Source organism: Reichenbachiella sp., from assembly GCF_039941815.1.
Classification (GTDB): domain Bacteria; phylum Bacteroidota; class Bacteroidia; order Cytophagales; family Cyclobacteriaceae; genus Reichenbachiella.
Genome location: NZ_JBDVDW010000032.1, coordinates 129,436 through 144,675, shown reverse-complemented (window position 1 = coordinate 144,675; position 15,240 = coordinate 129,436). Strand labels below are relative to the sequence as shown.

Genomic DNA, 15,240 nt, shown 5'->3' with positions numbered 1-15,240 from the left:
AATGCTATTCTGAATCAACTGCTAAAGATAGTAAACCGATCGCGATATGCTATGTGCTTTATCAGTATTTGCTGAACTTCAATGCCGTCCAGTTGTCTTTTATAACTGATTTTTCAAGGATCAGATTATGTTCATCCGTACTATTTTTTAAATCAGCAATATCTTCCTCATAGAAGCCGCTCAGGTAGAGATCACCACCAACTGGTAGCAGAGCCGCATAATGAGGCATCTCTTCGAGTAAAACGTTTTTATTGATGTTGGCAATTACAATGTCGTAAGTGGATTTTTTTAGCGAGAGCATTTGAATAGCTCCCTTGTGGTATTCAATATGAGCCAATCCATTAAGTTGAAAATTTTCCAATCCATTTTCCACACACCATTGGTCAATATCAGTGGCTTCTACATAGCCAGCGCCAAGCTTAGACGCCATGATAGCCAGAATACCTGTACCAGAACCAATGTCCAAGACGGATTTCTCATTAAAATCGCCATCCAGTTGCAACTCCAGCATACTTTGGGTGGTCGCATGGTGGCCTGTGCCAAACGACATCTTGGGTGTAATTACGATTTCATGCGTGTAGGAATCATCCGGTTCATGAAAAGTGGCTCTTACTCTACATCTGCTGTCTACAGCTATAGGATCATAGTTTTTTTCCCATTCCTCGTTCCAATTCTCCTTCTCTATGGTCTCGATTTTATATTGGATGGAAGCGAGCGATTCATATTTTTTTACCATATCAGATATGGCGATTTCAGAATATCGTTCGGTTAGGATATAGGCATCTATACCTTTTTCAGTTTCTTCGAATGTATCATAGCCCAATTCAGCCAACTCGGCTGTGAGTATATCCGAAAATTCTCTGTTAGTCTGAAATGTTATTTTTGTGAAAGTCATCTATCTGTTGCAGCCGGCAAAGGACGCATAGTCTGTATAATAAACCGCAAAGTCGGCTAAATTCCTGTCTTTTTCAAAGTATATGTAAACATCAGCAAAATCTCTGTCATCCACAAAAGACCAGTGCCCTGGTTCGTCTGCATATAAGGTATTCTCTTCATCAAAAATAATAATGTCAGCAAAGGCCTCAGAATCATCTTCGTACACTCTAAAATGAGCATATCTTGGATTGCTTTCGACATAAACTTTCCCATAGATTTCACAAGGATCAAATTGTGATCCGCTGGGAGAAAACCCCGTCCAGGGTAGAAAAATCAAGAAAAGAATAAGAGATATCATTATGGGAAAATGTTGAATAATATTGTTTTAGAAGGAGTTGACAATGGCAAGAAAGTCATTCGCATTTAATGAGGCTCCGCCTATTAGACCTCCATCCACATCAGAACCCTCAAAAATCTCTTTTGCATTAGATGGCTTACAGCTTCCACCATACAAAATCGAGCAAGAATCGGCCAACTCTTGACCAAAATGGCTAGCTAGATGAGCTCTGAGTTCAGCATGCATTTCTTGTGCCTGTGCTGAAGATGCAGTTCTCCCAGTACCAATGGCCCAGATAGGCTCATAGGCGATCACAATTTTGGCAAAGTCTGCTGAAGACAAATGAAATAAGCTTTCGGTCAACTGCTGTTTCACATATGAGAAATGTTCCTCTTTTTCTCGAATCTCTAGAGATTCACCACAGCAAAATATAGGTATCAGCTCTTGAGCAAGAGCTAAATCTACTTTTGCTGCTAATTGCGCATTGGTTTCGTTGAAATATTCTCTTCTTTCGCTATGACCAATTATGACATAGTTTGTACCAGTTGATTTCACCATTTCAGCAGAGGTTTCACCTGTATAGGCACCTGAAGCTTTATCACTACAATTCTGGGCTGCAATCTCAATCCCTTTTTTGCCTGCGACTGAGTCGGCCAATACAGTAAGGTGAATAAATGGTGTGCCTAGTACAATTTGTGCTTCTTCATTTCCCGTGGCTTTGTCCAGTACTTCCTGAGCAAGTTTTTTACCCGCTTCCAGGTTATTATTCATCTTCCAATTGCCCGCTACGATTTTTTGTCTCATTGTGTGTTTATTAATAAATGTGAATTTTAGCTAAACAAAGTTGCAATAATTATGGCATTATTTGATAATATTTCATCATTTTAGCACATTGATTGAATTTCTTAATAGTTCAATCATTGCAGCACACAACCCAAAAACAACTTTAATTTATTATTCTGAGCTCCCATGGATAGACATACCTATGACTATGGTGTAATTGGCAATTGTGCTTATACCGCCCACATCAAAAAAGACACCAACATATCCTGGATGTGCTGGCCAAGATTCGACAGCAGTTTCATTTTTGGAAACCTTATCGATGAGGATAAAGGAGGAGAGTTTTCTGCTCTACCGAGCGAAAGGGATTTTTCTTCCAATCAGTATTATTTGGAAAACACAAATGTGCTATGTACTGAAATAACCTGTGCTACTGGAAAGTATAGGGTTACCGATTTTGCACCGCGCTATCTACAGCATGAGCGCAGCTACAAGCCACTCATGCTTGTCAGAAAAATAGAGCCTATCTCCGACCATCCTAATATTAGGGTAGTTTGCGACCCTGTAGGTGACTATGGGGATACTCGTCCGGAAAAAAGTATGGGGAGTAATCATATTAGATACATAGGGCTGGAAGCACAGGTTCGCCTGACAACCAATATTTCATTAAGCTTTTTGATCAATGACCAAAGTTTCGTCCTAAACGAAACTAAATATTTGGTATTGACCTTTGGTCCTCCGATGGAAGCTGATCTCACCGAAACAGCAGAATTGTTCCTTGGTCGTACAGTCAACTATTGGCACAAGTGGGTGAAAACGGCAAGCATTGTTAATTTTTATCAAAAGGCTGCTATTCGTTCCGCGCTGATTTTAAAAATCCATCAGTATGAGGACACCGGAGCCATAGTAGCAGCCACCACTACAAGCTTGCCAGAATCACCAGGGTCTACCAGAAACTGGGACTATCGGTTTTGCTGGATGCGAGATACCTTTTATACGTTGAATGCATTCAATAATATTGGTCACTTCGAAGAGCTGGAAAAGTATTTTCATTACATAATGAATATTACAAGTGGTGAAGAAGATAGATATCAACCACTCTTTGGAATAGGTGGTGAAAAAGACTTAATAGAAGTTGAAACAACTCTGAAAGGTTATCAAGGCAATCAGCCAGTCAGGGTTGGCAATCAAGCTTATGAACACATCCAAAATGATGTCTATGGTCAGGTATTGCTGTCCTTATTACCCTTATATAATGACCAGCGGATAATTTTTACTGAAAGATTTGATTCAGGTGATTTGATTTATAAGACGCTAGGTTTGATTGAGAAGACTATGGAGCAAACTGATGCAGGGCTTTGGGAGTTTAGAAACCTAAGTCAGCATCACTGTTATACCTATTTGTTTCATTGGGCAGGAAGTCTTGCCGCAGAAAAAATAGCGGTTGTTATCAAGGATGAGAAGATTGGAAAGCTGGCCCAAAAACTAGGTAAGATTGCAAAGCAAAAAATTGAAATGTGCTATAGTGCTTCTAAGAAAGGTTATAGTCAAGCCATAGGGACGGAGCGCATGGACGCCAGCTGCTTGCAGCTGATCAATATGAACTATCTGGATAATAATTCTGAAAGAGCAAAAATGCACCTGCAGGCGATGGAAAAGGACCTCAAAGCATCTAATGGGCTATTCTATCGATATAAGCATCAGGACGATTTTGGAGAACCCGAAACGACTTTTCTGATTTGTGCTTTTTGGTATGTCGAGGCACTGGCCTGCGTTGGAAGAGTAGAAGAAGCCGTTGAATATTTTGACAATTTGATGGGGTATTCAAATCATGTTGGTCTATTGAGCGAAGATGTAAACGAAAAGGATGGAAGTATGTGGGGTAATTTCCCTCAGGCTTATAGCCATGTTGGGTTACTAAATGCCGCGCACAGAATTGCTAAGAAATTGGATATGCCAGATTTTAGGTAATCCATTCACAAGTTACATCCAGCATTCGGTCTGGCGATTTGCTAATGCTTCAAAGATATTATCTTAAGAATTGGAAGTTTTAGCAATTTCGAGACGAGGCCATTATTCGCTGATCAGTGGCAAATAAACCATAAACATAGTGCCTTTTCCTTCCTCACTTTTTACCTCGATTCTTCCATTGTTTAGTTCGACGAATTCATGGACTAAAGTGAGTCCAAGTCCTACGCCTTTCTCACCATCGGTACCCCATCGACTACGTTCGCCTTTGAAATCAAAAAGATGAGGCATTTTTTCTTTGGGTATACCTATGCCTGTATCTTTTATTGAAATCACGGCCATATTTACATCGAACCCCAACGTTAACTTTACTTTGCCGCCTTCAGGAGTGAATTTAATAGCGTTGCTGATTAGGTTTCTGATTATCGTGGACACACTATTTTTGTCAGCCCGGATGGATACTTTTTCTTTTACCTTATCATTAATTGTGATCTGCTTGGCCGTCGCTAGATTCTTCATTATGGCCAGATTGGAATTACATAATTCGTGCAATTTGATTTCCTCAGGTTTGTATGGCATTCTTCCTTGCTGACTCATAGCCCACTCCAGTAGATTGTCTAATAGCGCAGAAACCTCTTTGGATGAAGTGTCCAGCATGGTGCCAAGTTTGAGCAAGGCATCCTTATCGTTGCTTTCTACCAATAGATGAATTAGCTGAGATACGCCTTGAAAATTACTGATTGGACCTCTGATGTCATGTGAGATAATCGAGAAAAATTTGTCTTTGGTTTTGTTGACCTCCTCAAGTTGGTCTCGCTGGGCAGTGATGATCTTTCTTCTCTTTCTTACAATTCGAATCGCCCGAACTTTGACTCTATATATTTTCAGTAGTGCATAAGTGAGAAATAGGACTAGAACCAAAATCACTATCACACTCCAAAGCACAATTTGATTATTTCTTGCCTGTTCGTTGAGCAGGTCTACTTCCGTCTGTTTCAAATCTACCTCGGCTTGTTTTCTGGATACCTGATATTCAGTACGAAGATCCGCCATCTTTCGAATCGTTTCATCATTGTTGATGCTATCACGATAGATGATGTACTGACTTTGATAATCATAGGCCTTTCTATAGTTGCCTTGATTTTGATATAGTTGTGACAATTTGAGACTGGCATCTCGAATTTGTTCCTTAAGTCCTTCCTGCTGACCTATCTCAAGAGCACTATGTGCGTAACTGAGTGCTCTCCCATAATCTTTACGTTGGGTATAGATGTCAGCTAGAGAGATTTGATAGACCGAAATAGGATAAGTTTTTCCAGAAGAGTTGAATATTCCAATCGCTTTGCTCATGTAATTTTCGGCAGAATCTATTCTTCCTGTTTCGGCATAAATCAAACCGATATTACCCAGACTATAGGCCATACCAAACGTGTGACCGAGCTGAGTGAAGTGTTGTTTAGATATTTTTGTAAACGCTATGGCTGAGTCATATTCTTTTTTGAATCGGAAGAGCTCACCAGCATTCATCAACGTGGTGGCTAGTCGCAAAGTATCTTTAAACTCATTGAAAATGTCGATACTCTTACGATAATAATCTAGCGAGAGGGAGTAGTTTTCCTGAAGTCGATAGACACCAGCGATGGCATTGTATGAGGTGGCTTCCAAGGATTGATCCTCCATCTGAATGGCAAAATCAAGAGCTTTAAGGTGACTTTCAAGGGCTAATTCTAATTCTCCATCGAGTTTAAATGCATATCCCAATCCGAGGTAGCTCTTTCTTAGCCAAAGTTGATTGTTGTTTTTTTCACCCAAGTCTCGAGCCTGTCGTGCATATTTTATTCTTGTAGATGGACTGTGATGATTTTTAGTAACCTCAATTAAAAGCTCAAATAGAGATGAATCGTCCAGAGAATTCGAGGTTTCTATGAGATGGATAAGGCTATCTTGAGCACTATTATTCTGGCCTATACTTTTGAAGGAAAAAAAAAGGCCTATCACTATTAAATAGGCCATTTTAAGAATATGTTTTATTTTGGCTATGGCCATATTTCCATTTCTGGATCTAGGGTAAATGGACTGTTACTATTGCCAACCACATTGAATTTGATAGCGAAAAACTCATCGTTTCCGGATGTGCCGGTAGTTGTGCCTGTCCAGTTATTTGTTGACATCGGCATCGGGTCAAAGACGCTGTCTCCACTTTCCTTAAAAAAACTGTCAAACGACACTTGGGCTCCTATACCAGTGTTTTTTGGTACAATTGTAAACTGGACTGACTTACCACTAGTAGTTCGGATGTCAAAGGTCTCACTATCGTCGGGAGTCTTATCCTGATCGCCATTATCGTCAGTCAATACGACTGTGGTTTTGAGATTTTGAGGTGTGATGTTTTCGGTATCTACCGTCACCACTACATTAATATCTGCCATGTGAATTATGGTTAAGTGTTAATAAAGTTAAAAAAATGATTGAGAACAGGTGGAGATATAATATTAGTCAAACCAGATCAAAAAGAGAACTTCTGAGCTCAGATTATTAGCCCTAAGATACTAGGTCAGCTATAAAAATCAGCTTTCTTTTCTCATTTTGGTAATAGGAATTCGCTATTTGTAAGTTTACTATGTGTGGGTGTTACGGTTATATTCCGATGGGAAAGGGTGCAACTTTACTTCAAATATTCAAACGAACCGTGCGGAGTCTGGATGGTAGCTTTGGTGGTATTAGAGTCTTCTACCCTACCAATTATTTGTGCTTTCACTCGAAAAGATTCTGAGATTTGAATCAATTCACTAGCGAGTTCTTGTGGAACATAGAGCTCCATTCTGTGACCCATGTTAAACACCTTGTACATTTCTTTCCAATCGGTGCCACTCTCCTCATGAATCAATTTAAAAAGAGGAGGAATTTCAAAGAGGTTGTCTTTTATGACATGGACGCCGTTTACAAAGTGCAACACCTTGGTTTGTGCGCCTCCGCTACAATGAATCATGCCGTGAATCTGACTTCGATAGTTTTCCAGTATTTTTTTGATAATAGGAGCATACGTCCTGGTTGGAGAGAGCACCAGTTTCCCAGCATCCAGCGGGCTGCCCTCTACCGGATCCAAAAGATCTTTAGACCCTGAATAAATCAATTCTGCAGGCACAGAGGGGTCAAAACATTCAGGATACTTTTCCATGTATTTTTTGGCAAAAACATCATGACGGGCAGAGGTGAGGCCGTTGCTTCCCATGCCTCCGTTGTAAGTCGATTCGTAATTGGACTGGCCATACGATGACAGCCCCACGATGACATCGCCTGCTTGAATATTTTCATTAGTAATCACGTCAGCCCTCTTCATTCTTCCAATGACGGTGCTGTCTACGACCACTGTGCGTACTAAATCCCCAAGATCGGCTGTCTCTCCACCAGTAGACCGAATATCTACGCCGTTGTCGCGTAGCATTTGTAGGACCTCTTCTGTACCTTCTATCAGTGCGGTTAGCACCTCACCAGGTATTAGATTTTTATTTCGACCGATAGTAGAGGAGAGCAAAATATTGTCAACCGCTCCTACACATAGCAAGTCATCGGTATTCATAATTACCGCATCTTGTGCTATTCCCTTCCAAACTGATAAATCGCCCGTTTCTTTCCAATACATGTAAGCCAGAGATGATTTGGTCCCGGCACCATCGGCATGCATGATATTGCAGTAGCTATCATCACCCGCCAGCATGTCTGGAACGATCTTACAAAAGGCATTAGGAAATACACCTTTGTCGATATTTTTTATCGCATTGTGTACGTCTTCTTTTGAGGCTGACACCCCTCTTTGCATGTATCTTTCGTTCATCAGCAGCGGTATTTTGGATATATCGGCAAAGCTAATAAACTCTGACATCGAATCTAAACTTCATATCAATAGGATTAGCCAGGTCTACTCGTCAAAACACAATGGCGCCTAATTTTTTGCGCATTGAGCCCCACAATATTGTTATTCAGCTAAAAAGAAGGCTGATAATAAATTAAAGGCCATAAATTTAAGAGACGATGCAAAGAACCAGATAAACGATTACCTATGCTGACAAAAATTGAAAACCTAAGTGAGTACTTTTTAGCTTATGAAAAGAGCATGGCTGACCCAGAAGCCTTTTGGGGAAGAGTGGCCAACCAATTTTATTGGAGAAAAAAATGGGACAGTGTAGTAGACTACAATTTTGAGCAAGCCGAAGTCAAATGGTTTGAAAATGCTAAGCTCAATATCACAGAAAACATTCTCGAGCGACATCTATACACCATTGGGGATAAGCCAGCTATCATCTGGGAACCAAATGATCCGAATGAAGCGGGAATCACGCTAACCTATCATCAGTTATTCGAGAAGGTATCGCAGTTTTCCAATGTCTTGAAAAATAACGGTATCGAAAAGGGAGATCGGGTCATTATATATATGCCGATGATTCCGGAAGCAGCGATAGCCATGCTTGCCTGTGCACGCGTAGGAGCAGTGCATTCTGTCGTATTTGCTGGATTCTCATCGTCTGCTTTGGCCGATAGAATCAATGATTGTGAAGCCAAAATGGTTCTTACTGCAGATGGAAACTTTCGAGGGGCTAAGGTCATACCGGTCAAAGAAGTAGTAGACGAAGCACTTGAAAAGTGCACCACTATCCAAAAAGTAATTGTGGCACAGAGGACAAAAACTAAGGTAACTATGGAATCTGGTAGAGATCTTTGGTGGCATGAGGAGACGGCCAAAGCGGACCCTATTCATAAGGCCGAAGAAATGGATAGTGAGGACATGCTGTTCATTCTATATACCTCTGGATCTACAGGAAAGCCAAAGGGCGTTGTTCACACTACAGGCGGATATATGGTCTATACTCAATATTCTTTTCAGAATGTATTTCAATACAATAGCGATGACATCTATTGGTGTACCGCTGATGTAGGTTGGATTACTGGACATTCTTATATAGTCTATGGGCCATTATTGGCTGGTGCAACTACCTTGATGTTTGAAGGTGTACCTACCTATCCTGACGCCGGTAGATTTTGGCAAGTGGTGGACAAGTACAAGGTCAATCAGTTCTATACTGCCCCGACAGCCATCAGAGCACTTCAGGCCTATGGCCTGGAACCTGTGGCACCCTATAAACTGGACTCGCTCAAAGTGCTGGGGTCGGTAGGTGAGCCAATCAATGAGGAAGCCTGGCACTGGTATCATGACCATATCGGAAAAGGGAAATGCCCAATCGTAGATACTTGGTGGCAGACAGAAACTGGCGGCATTATGATCTCTCCATTAGCGGGGCTTACACCGACAAAGCCCGCCTATGCTACGCTGCCCTTACCGGGTATTCGACCAGTCATCGTGGATGGCGAAGGCAATGAATTGAAAGGAAATGGTGTGGAAGGTAACCTTTGTATCAGTTTTCCATGGCCATCGATGATTCGTACGACCTATGGTGACCATGATAGATGCATTAGTACATATTTTTCGACTTACAAAGGGATGTACTTTACAGGTGATGGAGTCAAGCGGGATGAAGATGGTTACTATAGGATTCTTGGTAGAGTAGATGACGTAATCAATGTATCCGGTCATAGAATGGGTACAGCCGAGGTAGAAAATGCCATCAATGAGCACCCGCTCGTCGTCGAGTCAGCTGTTGTTGGCTTTCCGCATGACATCAAAGGGCAGGGGATCTATGCCTATGTGATCTGTGATACCGAGGGGCGGACTGAAGCCAGCCTTAAAGATGAAATCAAAGCAACTGTCAATAAGATCATAGGGCCGATTGCTAAGCCGGACAAAATTCAAATTGTACCAGGCCTTCCAAAGACTAGATCCGGTAAGATAATGAGAAGAATACTCAGAAAAGTAGCAGAAAATGAAACGTCTAGCCTCGGTGATACCTCTACACTATTGAACCCTGAAGTGGTGGAAGAAATAATTAAAGGTGCACAGTGACTCCAAAATAATTAAGAAAGTCACTTCCAAAACATAATATTTCGGAAGTGACTAATTTTATTCTAAACCTTCACTAGCTTCCATTTGCCTAGTCTAAACCAATAGATGCAAGCAGCAGCATGTAGTGCAAAAGCAATAGCTACCGAGCTAAGTGCTCCCAGGAATCCATATTTTAGATAGATCGCCAGGTAATAGGCCAGCGGAATCTGGATAAACCAGAAGAATATAATATTCATAACTACTGGAGTTTTGGTATCCCCAGCTCCATTAAAGCCCTGACTGATTACCATTCCGTACGCAAATGTGATATAGCCTACGCAAATCACACGTAGCGCCAAAGCACCATGCTCCAATACAATTACCTCATCAGTGAAAAAACCTACAAACTGAGGGGCAAACCAGAAGAAGATTATAGAGACCACAAATAAAAACCCTGTGTTTAGATGAGCTGTTCTCCATACTGAAATCTCAGCACGATCAGGCCTTTCTGCACCCAGGTTTTGACCGACCAAGGCTGCAGCTGCATTAGCCATACCCCAAGAAGGCAAAATTGTGAAGACAATGATTCTAAAAGCGATCGTATATCCGGCAATGGCTGCATCGCCAAACTCTGAGATAATTCGCATCAAGAACAACCAACTGGCAGACTCTATCAGAAATTGCCCCATTCCACCTGCAGCAATATCAAATATACTACGAACCGTTTTCCATCTGAGTTTCACGTTCTCTATGGTGAGTTTTATGATCCGCTCACCGCCAAACAATCCTAGCAATTGGTAAAAAACTCCGACTGACCGACCGATAGTAGTGGCTATGGCAGCGCCCTCTACGCCAAAGGCAGGAATAGGCCCCAAACCAAAGATGAAGATAGGATCTAGAATAATATTCAATCCGTTGGCAATCCAAAGAGACCGCATAGCCATGGAAGCGTCACCAGCTCCACGATAGATCGCATTGATCAGAAATAGAAGCATTATACAGAGATTGCCCCCCAACATGATTTTAGTATAGCCAAAGCCATTCTGAACCAGTTGTTCGGAGCCACCCATCAGCCTCAATATGTCCTCCGCATAGATGATACCTACTACAGAAATAATTACAGAAAAGAGGACTGCAATTAAAATGGCTTGAAAAGCGGCATCGCCAGCTTTTTTCGGTTTTTTTTCACCAATCCTGCGTGCTACTACCGCAGTAGCAGCCATACTCAGCCCAATGGCTATTGAGTAGATAATCATCATTACAGATTCGGTAAGCCCTACAGTTGCCTGAGCTTCTTTGCTGACCATTCCTACAAAAAATATATCTACGATAGCAAATATGCCCTCCATTCCCATTTCTAAGACCATGGGTACAGACAATAGGAAAATGGCTTTATTGATACTACCGGAAGTGAATTCTGTCTCTTCGCCTTTTAGAGCGATAAAAAAATATTTATAACCTTTTCTAAGGTAATTGAGCAAACTTGTCATTATTAAGAAATAAAAGTGTTGATAAAAAGATGAAAAATAGCTGGGGTCTAAGTGGCCTTAGACAGTGGCGGCCGGAGTGGCCTTATACGCTATGATCTTTTCTAATGACTTCATAATGGCGCTAAGGTAAATCTATTTTTTTTTAATGCAACTAATTGAATATATTTTTGTTTCCTCACAACCTGTTGACGACAAAGAGTGTTCTATTAATATGAGTAGATTTTTACATTTCGTTTTGATACTGACGCTGACAGCATGCACAGATCCTAATGAAGACTGCTGTGGTGAGCTTACAGAAGTCAATCTGGACGAGCCTTTCTCAATCAATAAGGGAGAGACAGTTGATGTAAAATCTTCGATCATCAGTATCACTTTTACCGACTTGCTTGAAGATTCGCTTTGCCCGGATGATGTGGAATGCGTGACACAGGGAACCCTATTAATAGCGATAGAAGTAAACGGCACCGAAAAAAAAGTATCGATAGGAGATAATGCTAAACCGACTGCGGTATACAAAAACTACTTAATTGAGTTGCAAAGACTGGTCTATCCAACCAATGAAGCCGAGAAAGCGAATATCAATTCTACTTATGCGGTGCAAATGATAATTAGTAGACAGTAGCCTATTACTTTAAACCTGGATTATGCATTAGGAATCGTGATGAAAGCTATAAAGCGCAAAGAAAGAGGCACTTATATTGAAGAGGCATAGCACCGCTATGGTGATTCAATAAATATATGTTTAGTGTCTATTTCAAAGTGTTTTATGATTGGAATAGATTATCTAATGCATATTTCAGGTTAAACCGCTTCGCTCCAATAGGGCCCGTACAGTTGGCTCTTGCCCTCTGAAACGTTTATACAGCTCCATTGGATGTTCACTACCCCCACGAGACAATATATTTTCTCTAAAGGAGTCGGCAGTTGTTTTGTCAAAAAGACCTCGCTCCTTAAATACCGAAAAAGCATCAGCGTCCAACACCTCAGCCCATTTATAACTGTAGTATCCTGCGCCATATCCTCCCTGAAAAATATGACTGAACTGTGTGCTCATGCAAACTCCTGGTATTGGATTGAACAGCTCGGTTTTTTTCATGGCTTCTTGTTCGAAGATGGCTACGTCGGCTACCTTTATTTTGTCGCCAGACAAAGAGTGCCATGCCATATCCATTAGCCCAAAGCTGATTTGACGTACCGTTTGATAGGCCTCATGGTAATTTGAAGATGCTTTAATCTTCTCAATCAAATCTACCGGAATCAGCTCTCCGCTTTGATAATGCGTGGCAAAAAGATCCAGACACTCCTTTTCCATAAGCCAGTTTTCCAGAATCTGAGATGGCAGCTCTACAAAATCCCAATACACGCTTGTACCGCTCAGCGAGCTATATTTCCCATCGGCCAATATACCGTGCAGGGCATGTCCAAACTCATGAAATAGAGTTTCGACTTCGTTGTAGGTCAGCAGTGAAGGTTTGGATTCTGTTGGTGGGGTGAAATTGCAGACGATAGAGATCACTGGTCGGTGATCTGAGTCCGTTTTCCACTGACCGCGATAAGAAGTCATCCATGCTCCGCCGCGCTTACCTGGTCTAGGAAAAAAGTCAGCATAAAACACTGCAATGTGTTTGCCTGATTCATCCTCAACTTCATACGCTTCTACATTTTTATGGTAAACTGGTATGTCATCATTTTTTTTGAATTGAAGGCCATATAGCCTTTTGGCCACTTCAAAAATGCCTTCTACCGCTTTATCCATTTGGAAATAGGGTCTCAGCATTTCATCGTCAAGCTGATACTTTTCGTTTTTAAGTTTCTGTGAGTAGAAAGCCCAATCCCACCGTTCAAGCTCGATGTCTTCTCCAAGGTCACGAATATATGTCTTCAGTTCTTCTACTTCTTCTTTTGCTTTGGGAAGTGCTTTATCTAGCAAGTCGTTGAGAAAATCAATGACCTTGGCTGGTTTTTCTGCCATTCGCTCCTCTAGTACGTAGTCAGCGTACGTATCGTATCCAAGCAATTGAGCCATTTCATATCTTAGCGCTACTATATTTTTTACTATTTCCTGGTTGTCAAGATCATCTCCTTTGAAGGCCTTAGACATGTAGGCTCTGTACATTTTCTCTCGCAGCTCACGGTTTTCTGCGTACTCCATAAAGGGGAGAAAGCTCGGTGCCTGCAAGGTAAATAGCCACATTCCTTTATGATCTTTTTCATCTGCAGCAAGAGTTGCCGCATCGACGGCCCCTTGAGGAAGGCCTGCCAGATCTGATTCATTTTCAATTAGGAGTTCAAAGCTATTTGTTTCGGCGAGTACGTTTTCTCCAAATTTAAGAGAAGCCATAGCTAGGTCGTTGGACAGCTCCCGGTATTTCTTTTTGTCATTCTCGTTGAGATTGGCGCCACTTCTGATAAAACCTAAATACGTTTTTTTGAGTAACATTTGGTCCTCTTTGTCCAACTCAAGCTCAGATTTGCTTTCATAGACAGTATTTACCCTTTCGAATAATTGGACATTTTGCATGATTTCGTTGCCAAACTCAGTAAGCAACGGAGAAATCTCATTGGCAAGAGCCTGCATTTCATCAGAGGTCTCTGCAGAGTTTAGATTGAAAAACACTCCAGATGCTTGATCTAGCATATGTCCGCTTCTTTCTAAAGCGACTATGGTGTTTTCGAATGTTGGTTCAGCTTCGCTTTCCGCAATCACCTTTACTTCATCGAGGGTTGTTTTGATCAACGATTCGATTCCTGGCTTATAGTCGCCAAGTTCTATTTTATCAAAAGGAGGTACTCCAAATGGGGTTTCGAATGATTGTAAAAGTGGATTATTGCTAGCCATATGAATTTTATTATAAGTCGGCAAAAATAGAAGATTATTGGATCAATTGAATTACGAGAGGAATCAAATAGAAGATGGATTTTTATCTGCCTTTTTTTAAAAAATCAATATTTCGTTTTAGCCCCGAATATTTGGTTCGTTTCACTGCAGAGCCTTTGAATATTTCTTTGAAAAGATCCTCTGTCATTTCTTCCCAGTCAGAGCTCTTCATTTCTTTCAAGGTTTGGTGAGGTTCAAAAGCAGCTTCCTGATGTGGTTTTGAAAATCGATTCCATGGACAGACGTCCTGACAGATATCACAGCCAAAAGCCCAGCCCTCCATTTGTCCTTCGAATGATGAAGGGATTTCATTTTTTAGTTCAATAGTCAGATATGAGATACACTTGCTACCATCTACGACATACGCTTCTGGAATAGCATCGGTGGGACATGCATCCATACAACTTGTACAAGTACCACAATAGTCTTTGATAGGGCCGTCGTAGTCGAGATCTACATCAAGAATAATTTCGGCCAAAAAGAAAAACGAACCCATGCTACGATTGATAAGCAGGGAGTTTTTTCCAACCCAGCCTAATCCGGCCTTGGCTGCCCAGGCTCTTTCATGTACCGGTGCAGAGTCCACAAAAACTCGTGCATTTACATCTCCTACCTGTCCAGTGATTGACTGAAGGACGGTTTTTAGTTTTGGTTTAATGATATAGTGGTAATCTTTACCGTAGGCATACTTGGCTATTTTCACCTCCTTGTTTTTATTGACATCCTCCTTGGGATAATAGTTGTAAAGTAAGGAGATGACTGATTTGGCGCCTTCTACCAGTTTGGTAGGATCCAATCTTTTGTCGAAATGGTTGGCCATGTAGGACATTTCTCCATGCATATCCTGTTGGAGCCATTTTTCCAGACGTGGAGCTTCTTCCGTTAGAAATTCAACTTTTGCAATTCCGCAGAACTGAAAGCCTTCTTCCAGAGCTTTTTCTTTGATGAGATGAGTGAGTCTTGAGCGATCCAAGAT

At 41.3% G+C, this 15,240-nt stretch carries 12 protein-coding genes; 3 read left to right on the top strand and 9 right to left on the bottom strand.

Annotated elements, in window-relative coordinates:
• Window positions 1-61 precede the first annotated feature (61 nt).
• From prmA to tpiA, 3 genes are read right to left on the bottom strand one after another with little or no spacing between them, the layout of a single operon-like run.
• Window positions 62-895, bottom strand: a complete 834-nt coding sequence (gene prmA, locus ABJF11_RS07895; RefSeq protein ID WP_348119260.1) for a 50S ribosomal protein L11 methyltransferase — start codon at window positions 893-895, stop codon at window positions 62-64.
• Complete coding sequence (locus ABJF11_RS07890) at window positions 896-1,234, bottom strand: DUF6150 family protein (RefSeq protein WP_348119259.1); 339 nt, start codon at window positions 1,232-1,234, stop codon at window positions 896-898.
• A gap of 27 nt (window positions 1,235-1,261) precedes the next feature.
• Window positions 1,262-2,017, bottom strand: a complete 756-nt coding sequence (gene tpiA / locus ABJF11_RS07885; RefSeq protein WP_348119257.1) for a triose-phosphate isomerase — start codon at window positions 2,015-2,017, stop codon at window positions 1,262-1,264.
• Between the two features lie 165 nt (window positions 2,018-2,182).
• Between tpiA and ABJF11_RS07880 the strand changes: the two genes are divergently transcribed.
• Window positions 2,183-3,964 (top strand): glycoside hydrolase family 15 protein, encoded by a 1,782-nt coding sequence (locus ABJF11_RS07880; RefSeq protein ID WP_348119256.1) that lies wholly within the window; start codon window positions 2,183-2,185, stop codon window positions 3,962-3,964.
• 102 nt (window positions 3,965-4,066) lie between these two features.
• On the opposite strand, the gene ABJF11_RS07875 is transcribed toward ABJF11_RS07880, so the two are convergent.
• The 3 genes from ABJF11_RS07875 to ABJF11_RS07865 form a co-directional block, all read right to left on the bottom strand.
• Window positions 4,067-5,974 carry a tetratricopeptide repeat-containing sensor histidine kinase gene (locus tag ABJF11_RS07875; protein WP_348119255.1) on the bottom strand — a complete coding sequence of 636 codons (1,908 nt, stop codon included), beginning with the start codon at window positions 5,972-5,974 and terminating at the stop codon, window positions 4,067-4,069.
• Between the two features lie 23 nt (window positions 5,975-5,997).
• Window positions 5,998-6,390 carry a hypothetical protein gene (locus ABJF11_RS07870; RefSeq protein ID WP_348119254.1) on the bottom strand — a complete coding sequence of 131 codons (393 nt, stop codon included), beginning with the start codon at window positions 6,388-6,390 and terminating at the stop codon, window positions 5,998-6,000.
• Between the two features lie 236 nt (window positions 6,391-6,626).
• Entirely contained in the window at window positions 6,627-7,796 is a 1,170-nt protein-coding gene (locus tag ABJF11_RS07865) for an AIR synthase related protein (RefSeq protein ID WP_348119776.1), read from the bottom strand.
• 225 nt (window positions 7,797-8,021) lie between these two features.
• Here ABJF11_RS07865 and acs point away from each other — a divergent pair, with 225 nt between their 5' ends.
• A complete protein-coding gene (gene acs / locus ABJF11_RS07860; protein WP_348119253.1) occupies window positions 8,022-9,917 on the top strand; it encodes an acetate--CoA ligase in 1,896 nt (631 codons plus the stop codon).
• 62 nt (window positions 9,918-9,979) lie between these two features.
• Here acs and ABJF11_RS07855 read toward each other — a convergent pair whose 3' ends face one another.
• Window positions 9,980-11,386 carry an MATE family efflux transporter gene (locus ABJF11_RS07855; protein WP_348119252.1) on the bottom strand — a complete coding sequence of 469 codons (1,407 nt, stop codon included), beginning with the start codon at window positions 11,384-11,386 and terminating at the stop codon, window positions 9,980-9,982.
• A 211-nt stretch (window positions 11,387-11,597) separates the two neighbouring features.
• Between ABJF11_RS07855 and ABJF11_RS07850 the strand changes: the two genes are divergently transcribed.
• Complete coding sequence (locus tag ABJF11_RS07850; RefSeq protein ID WP_348119251.1) at window positions 11,598-12,008, top strand: hypothetical protein; 411 nt, start codon at window positions 11,598-11,600, stop codon at window positions 12,006-12,008.
• A 174-nt stretch (window positions 12,009-12,182) separates the two neighbouring features.
• On the opposite strand, the gene ABJF11_RS07845 is transcribed toward ABJF11_RS07850, so the two are convergent.
• Window positions 12,183-14,225: a M3 family metallopeptidase gene (locus tag ABJF11_RS07845; RefSeq protein WP_348119249.1), complete on the bottom strand. Its 2,043-nt coding sequence runs from the start codon at window positions 14,223-14,225 to the stop codon at window positions 12,183-12,185.
• A gap of 82 nt (window positions 14,226-14,307) precedes the next feature.
• The gene (queG, locus tag ABJF11_RS07840) at window positions 14,308-15,237 is read right to left on the bottom strand and encodes a tRNA epoxyqueuosine(34) reductase QueG (RefSeq protein WP_348119248.1); all 930 of its coding nucleotides are present in this window, start codon (window positions 15,235-15,237) and stop codon (window positions 14,308-14,310) included.
• Between the last annotated feature and the right edge of the window lie 3 nt (window positions 15,238-15,240).